At 29.8% G+C, this 12154-nt stretch carries 14 protein-coding genes; 9 read left to right on the top strand and 5 right to left on the bottom strand.

Annotation, left to right across the window (positions count from 1 at the left end; all coding sequences use genetic code 11):
- Window positions 1–2: 2 nt before the first annotated feature.
- Complete coding sequence (locus tag ACN5J4_RS08460) at window positions 3–671, bottom strand: hypothetical protein (RefSeq protein ID WP_418649571.1); 669 nt, start codon at window positions 669–671, stop codon at window positions 3–5.
- 421 nt (window positions 672–1092) lie between these two features.
- Here ACN5J4_RS08460 and ACN5J4_RS08455 point away from each other — a divergent pair, with 421 nt between their 5' ends.
- The 8 genes from ACN5J4_RS08455 (at window position 1093) to truB (ending at window position 6083) form a co-directional block, all read left to right on the top strand.
- Window positions 1093–1686 (top strand): DUF2589 domain-containing protein, encoded by a 594-nt coding sequence (locus tag ACN5J4_RS08455; RefSeq protein ID WP_418649570.1) that lies wholly within the window; start codon window positions 1093–1095, stop codon window positions 1684–1686.
- 62 nt (window positions 1687–1748) lie between these two features.
- The gene (locus ACN5J4_RS08450; protein WP_418649569.1) at window positions 1749–2420 is read left to right on the top strand and encodes a hypothetical protein; all 672 of its coding nucleotides are present in this window, start codon (window positions 1749–1751) and stop codon (window positions 2418–2420) included.
- A 2-nt stretch (window positions 2421–2422) separates the two neighbouring features.
- Window positions 2423–2968 (top strand): hypothetical protein, encoded by a 546-nt coding sequence (locus tag ACN5J4_RS08445; protein ID WP_418649568.1) that lies wholly within the window; start codon window positions 2423–2425, stop codon window positions 2966–2968.
- A gap of 29 nt (window positions 2969–2997) precedes the next feature.
- Window positions 2998–3399: a methylmalonyl-CoA epimerase gene (gene mce, locus ACN5J4_RS08440; RefSeq protein ID WP_418649567.1), complete on the top strand. Its 402-nt coding sequence runs from the start codon at window positions 2998–3000 to the stop codon at window positions 3397–3399.
- Window positions 3400–3461: 62 nt separating this feature from the next.
- Entirely contained in the window at window positions 3462–4340 is an 879-nt protein-coding gene (locus ACN5J4_RS08435) for a cell division protein FtsX (RefSeq protein ID WP_418649566.1), read from the top strand.
- An 8-nt stretch (window positions 4341–4348) separates the two neighbouring features.
- Complete coding sequence (locus ACN5J4_RS08430) at window positions 4349–4591, top strand: DUF3098 domain-containing protein (RefSeq protein WP_418649565.1); 243 nt, start codon at window positions 4349–4351, stop codon at window positions 4589–4591.
- 2 nt (window positions 4592–4593) lie between these two features.
- Complete coding sequence (locus ACN5J4_RS08425) at window positions 4594–5388, top strand: undecaprenyl-diphosphate phosphatase (RefSeq protein WP_418649564.1); 795 nt, start codon at window positions 4594–4596, stop codon at window positions 5386–5388.
- Window positions 5389–5390: 2 nt separating this feature from the next.
- A complete protein-coding gene (gene truB / locus ACN5J4_RS08420; protein ID WP_418649563.1) occupies window positions 5391–6083 on the top strand; it encodes a tRNA pseudouridine(55) synthase TruB in 693 nt (230 codons plus the stop codon).
- Between the two features lie 19 nt (window positions 6084–6102).
- Here truB and ACN5J4_RS08415 read toward each other — a convergent pair whose 3' ends face one another.
- Window positions 6103–6597 (bottom strand): ABC transporter ATPase, encoded by a 495-nt coding sequence (locus tag ACN5J4_RS08415; protein ID WP_418649562.1) that lies wholly within the window; start codon window positions 6595–6597, stop codon window positions 6103–6105.
- Window positions 6598–6689: 92 nt separating this feature from the next.
- A complete protein-coding gene (locus ACN5J4_RS08410; protein ID WP_418649561.1) occupies window positions 6690–7280 on the bottom strand; it encodes a thioredoxin family protein in 591 nt (196 codons plus the stop codon).
- 354 nt (window positions 7281–7634) lie between these two features.
- On the opposite strand from ACN5J4_RS08410, the gene ACN5J4_RS08405 reads away from it, so the two are divergent.
- On the top strand, window positions 7635–8156 hold the full coding sequence (locus tag ACN5J4_RS08405; RefSeq protein ID WP_418649560.1) for a hypothetical protein: 522 nt from the start codon (window positions 7635–7637) through the stop codon (window positions 8154–8156).
- Here ACN5J4_RS08405 and ACN5J4_RS08400 read toward each other — a convergent pair.
- Together ACN5J4_RS08400 and ACN5J4_RS08395 are read right to left on the bottom strand one after the other, a co-directional pair.
- Window positions 8153–8617: a regulatory protein RecX gene (locus tag ACN5J4_RS08400; RefSeq protein WP_418649559.1), complete on the bottom strand. Its 465-nt coding sequence runs from the start codon at window positions 8615–8617 to the stop codon at window positions 8153–8155. The two genes, ACN5J4_RS08405 and ACN5J4_RS08400, sit on opposite strands and share 4 nt — an antisense overlap.
- Before the next feature lie 68 nt (window positions 8618–8685).
- Window positions 8686–12150, bottom strand: a complete 3465-nt coding sequence (locus tag ACN5J4_RS08395) for an efflux RND transporter permease subunit (RefSeq protein ID WP_418649558.1) — start codon at window positions 12148–12150, stop codon at window positions 8686–8688.
- Between the last annotated feature and the right edge of the window lie 4 nt (window positions 12151–12154).

The raw sequence follows: 12154 nt of genomic DNA, 5'->3' as shown, positions 1-12154 counted from the left end.
TATTATTTATAAGGAGGACATATTTGACTGTAATTCCCTGCACCACTACCAGCATCACCTTGAGGACCTCTAGCTGAATTTGCTATTTGATTATTTTCTGATTGCAAATTATAATTATTATCTTTCCTTTTTCCTTTTTCATATTCTCGTTCTGAATCATAAATCCAATTATATCCATGTTTCAATAACATTTCTTTAAAAGTTACTAATTTACCTTGTTCAGCAGTCTGAACAGGGTCAAATAACACTTGTACTCCTTTTAAAGTTGTTGAAGGTATATATATTAAACTACTATATCCTTTTTCTTTTCCGTTATAATTAGATTTTACAACAGATATAAAACTAATACCAGTAATTTCAACACCTGATTTTTTACTTAAATTTTCAACGTGTGCTAAATACTTTTTAAACTGTACAAAATTAAATGTATTAACACGAGAATCTTCATAACCTAATATTTTTTCAACAGGCGCTATTCTTGTACTATCATAATGCTTTAGCATATTAATAATTTCATTATAACTCAGCATTTCTTTTGTTCGCCCTTCGTCTGTATAATAAAAAATACCTTTCTCTTTTGCTTCTTTTAAACATTCTTCGAGTGTACACTTATTGCTAAATATATTTTTGAAAAATGCTGCTAATTCCTGAAACATGTTTTTTTTACTCATAATATTATTTGGTTAAATGTTCACCAAATATACTGTGCTGATTTTTTAAAAAAAATCTCATTTCACTAACCCTCAATAAAACCGACACTTTTATCTAAATATTCAGGAAAACCCCCCTTTAACTTAAAGTTAATACCCCGTTGCACAATTAAGTGTTTCACCACGCTTCACAAAATAAGGTACTACTATTTGATAAAAATTAACACTTAAGTATTTAATTATGTAAGTTACCTATTTAAAAAATGCTTTTTTAACAGGAAAATAACCTAAAAAAAACAGCTAATATGGTGTTATTTTCAGCTGTTTTACCTACATAAACTCAACGTACTTAGTTCAATTTTGCTATTAGTTATTTCGAAATACTAAAAGGCGAAAACCGAAAAGCCTAAAAATAAATAGAGTAGGTAAAAAAATAAATATTATGCCAAACTTAGTTCCAGAGTTAAATAGTTTAGATTTCAATGTATATATTGGAGGCCCTTTACAAGCCGCTATACAAGCACAAACAGCTGCTTCTATGGCTACTGTAAACTTTATTAAAGAGGTTGGTTTTGAAAAAGATAATGACCCTAATACTCCTGATCAACTACGCTATGTAGATTTTCAATATGAAAAATCGGTTCCAAATCCTGATTACGATGCAAATGCTATAACAGGACCCAACAACCAAAAATTTATAAAAAGCGAAATAGAAATTAAAGTTCCTTTTTTAACAATGCTTACCATTCCTTCAATTCGTATTGACGAGGTAAATATTGATTTTAATGCAAGGTTAAGCTCTACAGAAACTAGTAATGTTTCTTCTGAATTTGCCGCTAGCGCAGAATTAGGTATCAATTATAAAATTGTAAACTTTAAAGCATCTGCATCTTACAAACGAAACACCTCTCAAGGAGTAAAAGTAGATAAAACCTATAATTTAGGCGTACAAGTAAGAGCTGTTAACGATGAATTACCAGAGGGTTTAAGTAGAATATTAAACATGTTAGAAGATAGTATTGCTTCAGTAGCATAAAACAACATTAATGAGGTTGTAGTGTGTAAAAGCTTTACAACCTCTTTTTAAAACACTTTATTATGGTAAATTTAAATGAATATTTAGGCGGAATTGCCACCAGTATAGCAGAAGCTCGATTAATGTCTGATTTAAAATCGTTAGAAATTGCTGAAAAATTTTCACAACATAATCTTTTAAAATATTTTTCAGTACCGCGTTTTAAAGCTCAAAAAATTGAATTAACAATTCCTGTAGCTATAGGTAGTCTTGAAAACAGTTATGAGAACAATTATCAACCTATAAATAATATTGATTTCAACTCAAAAACATACACTATTTTAAAAGATATTTCTAAAACTAATTCTTTTGACAGAAAAACATCTACAAGCATACGGTCTGTAATTGCAAAAGAAACAGATGAGCTTGAAAAAAATATAAAAGCTACGGAAAGTGCTACTATTTGGCTACAACAATTCTCTGAAAAAGTAGCAGAAAAATTTGTAGCTGTTTCTAAAGAAAAGGTTGATTACAATTTGTTAGTTAAAAAACTTACCGATGAACTTAAACCTGCTATTAAAACAAAACAACTAATTAAGCAAAATACAAAAGTTATTGTTGAAGCTCATAAACTAAATGAAATTAAGTCCGAAAATATTGTTCAAATAAAAATGACCTTGAATGAAGAAAGTCTAGAATGGTATACATCAGAAAATGAAAAAGGTGAAAAAGAATCAAAATTATTACCTGAGTAATTATGCGAAAGTCAATAACAAAAATAACTACTGACATAAACAAACAGTTTTCAGAAATACATCATATAGTTAATTTAATAAGTAAAAAAAACTCTCAAAGTATAATAAAAATTAACGACTGGCTATATAGTACAGAAAAATTATTGCAAAACCTTAACTTGCCTGAATCTTCTAAATTTTCAGTAAAAAGAGGTGAATTATCTTCTTTTATTCCAAGTAGTACTGGAAACAAGAAAAAGGAACACCTGCAACTTGCATCGCAACTATTAACACAGGCACAACATGATTTATGGGATACTTATTCAATATACGCTACAAAGCTAGAAAATGCTTCAACCTTAATCAATCAATTATTAAGTGTTATATACCAAACAAAAGGCTTTAGTTATAATAAAAATGAAGATTTCACTCTTTTTTTAAATCGAATTTGGGATTTTTGCGCTGGACATGAACAGCTAAAAGGCATTTGTACACAAATATTATTATCAATCAACAAATCTGACGTTATAATTATTATGGCTGACAAAATAGCACTAGAAAATTTATAATATAAATCAATATTTTTTACTTTTACCATATGAATAATATTGAACATATTGGTATTGCAGTAAAAAACTTAGAAGAATCAAATAAATTATTTGCGACTCTTTTTGGAAAACCACATTACAAAATTGAAGAAGTACTTAGTGAGGGTGTAAAAACTTCTTTTTTTAAATCAGGAGGCAATAAAATAGAACTTTTAGAAGCTACAAAACCTGAAAGTGCTATTGCTAAGTTCATTGCTAAAAAAGGAGAAGGAGTTCATCATATTGCTTTTGCTGTTACAGACATAAAAGCCGAAATAAAACGTTTAAAAAGCGAAGGTTTTACTTTAGTTAATGAGACACCTAAAATAGGCGCCGACAATAAACTAGTAGTGTTTTTACATCCTAAAAGTACCAACGGAGTTTTAATTGAATTGTGTCAAGAAATCGAATAACGCTTTTATTTAAAACTTCGCAAATATTTGTATCTTGCAAAATCTAAAACTAATAGCAAAAAATGTCAACTTCTTTTGATTCTTTTCAAAAACGCCGTCTACAGTCTTCATATATTTCTGTGGTAGTAAGCATTGCTTTGGTTTTATTTATGATGGGAATTTTAGGACTGGTACTACTAAAATCTACCAAAGTAGCAAATCATTTTAAAGAAAAGGTTGTTATGACACTATTTTTAAAAGATAACGTTACTCAAACCCAAACCAAAAAATTTAAAGAATCGCTAAAAAAAGAAAACTTTACTAATAAAGTTATTTATATAACAAAAGCAGAAGCTGCGCAAATTTATAAAAGAGACTTAGGCGAAGATTTTTTAGAATTTTTAGGAGATAACCCTCTTAAAAATGGAATTGATATTTATATTAAAGCTGATTTTGTGACCCCTGAGAAAATGGATGAGATCAAAAAAAAGTTTACTAAAAATAGTTTTGTAGCTGAAGTTAATTACGATAAACCGTTAGTTGAATTATTAACTAAAAATATTCAAAGAATTACTTTTTGGCTGTTAATAGTTAGTGGTTTTTTTGGGGTAATTGCTATTATTTTAATTAATAGTTCTATTAGACTTTCTATTTACTCTAAAAGATTTAATATTAAAACCATGCAAATGGTTGGCGCTACTAAAAGTTTTATACGTAAACCTTTTATTTGGCAAGGTATAAAATTAGGTTTTTTAGGTGCATTTATTGCTTTACTAGGTTTAGCAGGTGTAGTATATTATACTGATAAACATATACCTTCACTAGCTTTACTTACTGATTATATTTCATTAAGCTATGTAGGTGGAAGCGTTTTAGGTATCGCCTTTTTTATAACTTGGATAAGTACCTTTTTTGCTACACAACGTTTTTTAAACTCACAAACAAACGATTTGTATTATTAATATTTTTTATGAAAAAAAATACTATTTCAAAACAAGAATTTTTATTTGGTAAACGAAATTATATAATCATGCTAATAGGATTAGCTATTATTGCTTTAGGCTTTGTTTTAATGGCTGGTGGCGGAAGCGATGACCCTAATATATTTAATGAAGAAATTTATAGCTGGCGTAGAATTCGTTTAGCTCCAACATTAGTAATACTTGGCTTAGGTATTGAAATTTATGCTATTTTAGCCAATCCTAAAAAATAAGCATGAATTTATTAGAAGCTATTATCCTTGGTATTATTCAAGGACTAACAGAATTTTTACCTGTATCATCTAGCGGTCATTTAGAATTAGTAAAAGCAATTTTAGGAGATACCTCTGTACCTGAAGAGAGTTTAACTTTCACCGTAGTTTTACATTTTGCAACGGCATTAAGTACCTTGGTTGTTTTTAGAAAAGAAGTTGCTGAAATTTTCAAAGGATTATTCCAATTTAAATGGAATCAAGAAATGAAATTTTCATTAAAAATTATAGTTTCGATGCTTCCTGCCGTAATTATTGGACTAGTGTTTGAAAAACAATTAGAATCTTTTTTTGGCGGAAAAATATTATTTGTAGGTATTATGCTATTAGTTACAGCAGTTTTATTACTTTTTGCAGATAAAGCTAAAAACACTAATAAAGACGTCTCCTTTAATAACTCATTAATTATAGGTATTTCACAAGCTATTGCAATGCTACCTGGTATTTCTCGTTCAGGAGCAACTATTTCTACCTCTGTTTTATTAGGTATAGATCGTAGTAAAGCAGCACGTTTTTCATTTCTAATGGTAGTACCTCTTATTTTTGGAAAAATAGCAAAAGATTTTCTTGGTGGAAATATTAACTTTCAGTCTTCTGAAATTGCACCAATATCAGCAGGTTTTATTGCTGCTTTTTTGGCAGGTTTAGTAGCCTGCAATTGGATGATTGCTTTAGTTAAAAAAAGTAAATTATCTTATTTTTCTATCTACTGTGCTATTATTGGAGTAATAGCAATAGGATACTCATTATTAAATTAATTATGAAAACAGCTGAAGATTACAAAAACGGACAAGTTTTATTAATTGACAAACCCTTAGAATGGACGTCTTTTCAGGTAGTTAATAAACTTCGTTGGCACATTAAACAACGCTTTAACATTAAAAAAATTAAAGTTGGGCATGCCGGTACTTTAGATCCGTTGGCAACAGGTTTATTGATACTTTGTACAGGTAAAAAAACCAAGATAATTGACGAATACCAAGGGCAAATAAAAGAATATACTGGTACCATAACCTTAGGAGGAACAACGCCTAGTTACGATTTAGAAACTGAAATAAATGAATTTTTTTCTACGGAACATATTACAAAAGAATTAATTCATGAAGCAACCAAGCAGTTTACAGGAGCAATTCAGCAAAAACCACCTATTTTTTCAGCGATAAAAAAAGAGGGGGTTCGTTTATACGAATTAGCTAGAAAAGGAGAAACTACCGAAATCAAAACAAGAGAAGTTACCATTCCTGTATTTGAAATAACAAATATTGATGGCAATAATCTAGATTTCAGAGTTATTTGTAGCAAAGGAACCTACATACGCTCTTTAGCTTACGATTTTGGAGTTGCATTAAACTCAGGAGCTCACTTATCAGCACTAAGAAGAACTAAAATTGGTGATTTTCATGTTGATAACGCCGTAAGTGTTGAAAATTTTATTGAAAGTTTATCAGAATAATTTATAAATAAAATAAAAATTACGCTTTCTTTTTCTTTAAAAACCTATTATACCAACTTTCATAAATTGGTACTTCCCAATAATTTTCCAACTCTTGTTTTGTTTGAATTAAATTATCAAAAACAATTGTTTTTTCAGTTACCGCTTTATTTTTAATTAACTTCTTAAAGTCTTTTAATTCCTTATACTGCGTATACTCTCCTTGTTTAAAACATACATTCATTCTATCTAAAAGTTCAACATCATATTGTTCTTGTAACTTTAAAATAAAACCAACCTTAACATCAATATCTGTATTTAATAAAACAGTATCTTCATCTGCCAAGAAAATAATAAAACGATTGTATCGTACTTCAAAAGATGCTTTAAAACTTTCATCATCTAACTTCCATCCATCAATAAATGCTTTCAACTGCTCATTTAACCCATCAATTTCTTGCGGATAAAACTTTCTATTACATGGATAAATCCAAACTTTTGATTCTTCTGATAATGTTTCGAAATCTACTAACATAACTATTATTTACGTGCCGCAAATATACAGAAAACAAAATCTTCTTATTGATAATCAAATAAGGAGATTTTATTTATCAAAAAAAATAATTATTATTTTAACAATGAAATTAAATTCTCCTGAACATTCAAACCTTTATTTTTATTATACCAAACCTGTAAACTTTCTTTAAAGTTAGCATCTAAAGCTCCATGTTCTTTTTTATAATTATTCACCATTTTTGTAGCCACATCAGGCCTTGGGCCCCAAGTATCAATTACCTCATTATTTTTATCTAAAGCAATTAACTTTGGTATTGCCCTACCTCCATTTGTTAAAAAAGCATCCATTAACGGTAAGTTTTCATCCCTTAAAACTACTTTTAACTGAATATTAGAATTCTCTTCTGCTATTTTATTAATAACAGGTAAATTCTGAGCGGCATCACCACACCATCCCTCGGTTAAAACTAACCATGTTTGGGGTTCATTTACATCTTTAACCTTTACCAAAACCTCATCTGATAATTTTATAGTTTTATCCAAACGCTTCATACGCTTATCATTTAACAAACTATAATTCAATAAATCATCTGACTGGTTTGGACCTGTCGATTTTCCTGCATCTAACAAATCCTTAATCAAGTCCCTATACGCTCCATATGAAATTGCTTTTTCTAAACTATTCTCTATAATTTTTTTCATCTTAATAATCTTTAGTACAAATATATTTCTTTCTCCTTAGAACCTACCTAACTTAAGTTACGTGGCAAAAGTGGAGTATAATAGACGACTGTAAACTTAAAAACTTACAATTACGCTACTTTAAAATAAAAATAACTTGAAGCTATTTGCCGCTTTCTGCACTCGCTTCTTGCTAAATATAGCAAGAGAGCTCAAACAAGCGCTTAAATCGGGGCTAAATACAGCTACAATAATGTATGCAATCATCAAAAAAAAATCATCTACTAAAAATAAAATCCATTTTAAAAGATACAAATCACACTACTCATAAACCGAGTAAAATATGTACTTTTATACTTTTAATTATTACTACTAATGAAACACTATATATTCGTCTTAATTTCATTTCTACTCCTAATTTCTTCCTGTAAAAAAGAAGACAAAAAAAACAACACTCCTATTCAAAAAACAGGAATGGATATACCAGTTACCTACGCTAAACCAGCACAATTAGACAATACCTCTAGTAAAGAAATTAAAAAATGGAAAGAATATTTTATAGTAGCTGATTTTATTACGCAATTAGAAAACACCACACCTACAGAAGCCTTAAACAATGCTTTAGAACTAAAAACATTAACCAAACAACTAAAAGATAGTCTAAATATAAAAACATTGCAAACACCCGCTTTTAAAGCCCGTATAAATGTTTTTGAAAATGAAGTTTTAAGGCTAGCAGATATAACATACATCTCCTCTATTACATCAAAAGAAGTAAACAATCATATAAAAAAAATACATTTACTTTTTGGAGGAATAAATACTAAAATAAATACCGTTTACGCTAAAAAGCGATTCGACAAAGCTATAAAGCTAGATAGCCTATTTAATTTTTAAATAAGCTTTAATGCCTCGTATACCAAATTACTTTCAAAACCTCTGTATAATAAATAATCTGCTATTTTCTTTTTTCTTTTAAACACATTCGTGTCAGAAACCTGATTATTTTTCTTTTCTAGTAAACTATACAAGGTAGTCATATAGTCTTGCTCGTTAATTTCTTTTAGCGCTGTTTTTATATTATATGCTGATATGTTTCTAAATTTTAGCTCTCTTACAATACGTTGTTTCCCCCATTTTTTAATACGAAATTTACCTCTTGCAAAGCTTTTAGAAAAACGCTCTTCATTTAAAAAATTATTTTCCATTAAACCCAACAAAATCATTTCTCTAGCCTCGGGCACTACATTATACTCCCTTAACTTAGTCTCAACCTCTTTATGACAGCGATCTTGGTACACACAATAATACTCCACCTTCCGCTTTATCTCCTCAACTGTAAACACCTGCTTATTCATAAGTTCAAAAATAAAAAAAGAGTTGAAAGTTTTAACACTTTCAACTCTTTTTAACTAAAAAAAACCTATTATACGTTTCTTTTTAACCACATTTTAAACTTTGTTACCAAGTAAAATAAAATTGGCACTACAATTAATGTTAAAAAAGTAGCTATAAAAAGTCCATAAATTACTGTCCAAGCTAATGGGCCCCAAAAAATAACATTATCTCCACCAACATAAATATTCGGATTAAATTCGCTAAACAAGGTGAAAAAGTTAATATTAAACCCTGTTGCTAACGGAATTAATCCTAAAATAGTAGTAATTGCAGTTAATAATACAGGACGCAAACGTGCTTTTCCACCTTTTACAATTGCTTCAAAAAGCTCATTTTCTTCAATATATTCGTTATTATCTAAATTATGTTCAAGTTTTTTTCTGTCTATTAATAATTGTGTATAATCAAGTAATACCACTCCATTATTTACAACTATTCCGGCTAAAGAAATAATCCCCATCATGGTCATCATAATAACAAAAGAACTTCCTGTTGCTACAATACCTCCAAATACACCGATTAAACTTAAAAAAATAGCAAGCATTATAATGCCTGGTTTTGATATCGAATTAAACTGAAAAATTAATATAAAAAAGATTAACCCTAAACCTGTAAAAAAAGCTCCCATTAAAAAAAGCATTTGCTTATTTTGTTCTTCTATTTGACCTGTATAATCAATTTTTACAGCAGCTGGCTTTTCCTTAAAATTTTGCATTTCGTTTTGAATTTTCGAAACAATAGCCCCTGCATCTGTAAACCCTGGTGCTAATGCAGAATATAATGTTACTACACGCTTAACATCTTTATGCTTTATAGCACTAAAGCCCGAAGAGTTTTTTTGTTTGGTAACTGCAGATATAGGAACTTCTTTAATTTGACCAGAAGCCATATCTCTAAACGTAATTTTTTGATTAAAAAGAGCACTGGTATTATATCTATTTTCTTTATTAAAACGAACATAGATATCATAATCTTCACCATCTTCTTTATAAACACCTGCCTTTGCTCCAAAAATAGAATTACGCAATTGTTTTCCTACCTGAGCAGAGCTTACCCCTAACTCTCCTGCTTTTTTTCTATCTACTACTACTTCTATTCCTGGTTTAGATTTATTAACATCAATTTTTAATTGCTCTATACCTTGAATATTTTTGGTATTAATAAAATCACGCATTTTTTGAGCAGTAGCAATAAGTTCTGAATAATCTTCTCCTTCTAATTCTACATTAATAGGATATCCTGCTGGTGGACCTGCTGCATCTTTTTCTACAGAAATAGAAACTCCTGGATACACATCTTTTAAATCTTCTTGAATTTTTTTCAATAATTCATTACTATCTTCACCTTGCCTGAATTTGAATTCACGCATGGTTGCTGTTATTTTTCCACGATGTGGCATTTCTGCTGCCGAACCTCCGTCTGTTTGCGGATTCCCTGCACCTTCACCAACCTGTGAAACAGCACTTTCTGTTAAAAAATTTTCACCATCTTTAATATAACCACTATCATTAATTACCTTAAACATTCGTTGCTCGATAGCCTTGGTAATCTCATTGGTTTTTTTAATATCTGTACCCTCAGGATACTCTATATAAGCCGTAATTTGATTGGCTTTTGTATCAGGAAAAAACTCAACTTTAGTACGTTGACTTCCTACTGACACTCCAAACCCCATAAAGGCAATAAACAATAAAATAACTGTAGCAATAGTAATAATTATTGGTTTTTTTCCACTTAGTGCAAAACGAAGCGTTTTTTCATAAAGACGCTCCCAATGAGGTAATATTTTATTTTGAAAACCATTTGCCCAACTACGTAAAAATAATCGATACACCCAAAGTAAAATAATAGTTACTAACATTAAAGTACCTAACACCCTATAAGTTCCTCCAAAAAATAAAATTAATAAACCAATAACTCCAATAACTCCTGATATTTTAAGAACCTGTTTTAAAGGCATATCCTTATCTTCAGTAGTCATAAATTGTGATACTAATACCGAATTAAAAAATATTGCCACAAATAATGATGACCCCAATACAACAGAAAGCGTAATAGGAAAATATTTCATAAACTGCCCCATTACACCTGGCCATAAACCAAGTGGCACAAAGGCTGCAACAGTTGTTAAGGTTGATATAATAATAGGTAACGCTATTTCACCAATTCCTTTTTTAGCTGCTTCAACACGACTCAAACCTTCTTCGGCCATTAGCCTATAAACATTTTCAACAACTACAATACCGTTATCTACCAGCATACCGAGTCCCATAATTAATCCAAAAAGAATCATGGTATTTAAAGTATATCCAAATAGATCTAATATCATTAATGACATAAACATAGACATTGGAATGGCAAATCCAACAAATAATGCATTTTTAAACCCTAAAAAGAACATTAAAACAGTAACAACTAGTATAATTCCAAAAATAATGTTATTTACTAAATCATCTACTTGACCAACTGTTTTTGAAGATTGATCATTAGCAATTGTTACTTTTAAATCTGGAGGAAATACGTTTGATTTTGCATGTTCTACAATTTCTCGTATTTGCTCTGCAGCAGCAACCATGTTTTCTCCTGAACGTTTTTTAACATCTAACATTACTACCTCTTTTCCAAACTCTCTGGCGTAGGTAGTTTTGTCTTCATCCTTAAATGTTACAGTTGCTACATCCCTCAAATAAATAGCATTTCCTTTTTCAGATTTTACTACAAAATTCTCTAATTCTTTTGGTTTTCCAATTTCACCAATAATTCGAATAGTACGTCTTTGTCCACTAGAAATTAAATTCCCTGCCGACATGGTTACGTTCTCTTTACCTACACTATTGGTAATATCATCAAAACTTACCTGAGCAGCCATCATTTTATAAATATCTACAGCTACTTCTACCTCCTTCTCCTGTGCGCCTCGAATATCTACTTGCTTAATTTCTGTTAACCCTTCAATTTCATCTTCAAGATATTCTCCATATTCTTTAAGTTTACCTATAGGATAATCACCAGAAATATTAATATTTAATATTGGTATTTCTTCTGATATACTTAAATCAAAAATATTTGGTTCTACTTTAGCTCCATTAAAAGTTGGCCAATCTTCACCTGAGGTTTCTGTATCAATTTCATCCTTTACCTTTTGCCTAGCAGCATCTACAGTTATTTTTTCATCAAACTCAACAACAACAATTGAATAGTCTTCTTGAGATGTTGAAGTAATTTCTACAACATTACTAATAGATTTTAGTTTATCTTCTATAGGATCGGTAATCAGTTTTTCTATATCCTCTGCAGTATTTCCAGGATAAATAGAACTTATGTATATTTTAGTTTCTTTTATTTCCGGAAAATTCTCTCTAGCCATACCAAAGTAAGCCGAACTACCTAAGAAAAGTATCAGTGCTATTAAAACATACATTGTTGTTTTATTGTTGATAGCCCAAGATGATAAGCCAAATTCCTTATCCACCTGTTTGGTTTTTTTAGACATATTT

Origin of the sequence: Tenacibaculum aestuariivivum, from assembly GCF_964507685.1 — a bacterium.
GTDB lineage: Bacteria > Bacteroidota > Bacteroidia > Flavobacteriales > Flavobacteriaceae > Polaribacter > Polaribacter aestuariivivum.
Note: the sequence above shows the minus strand (reverse complement) of the source record. Positions and strands in the feature narration are given on the sequence as shown.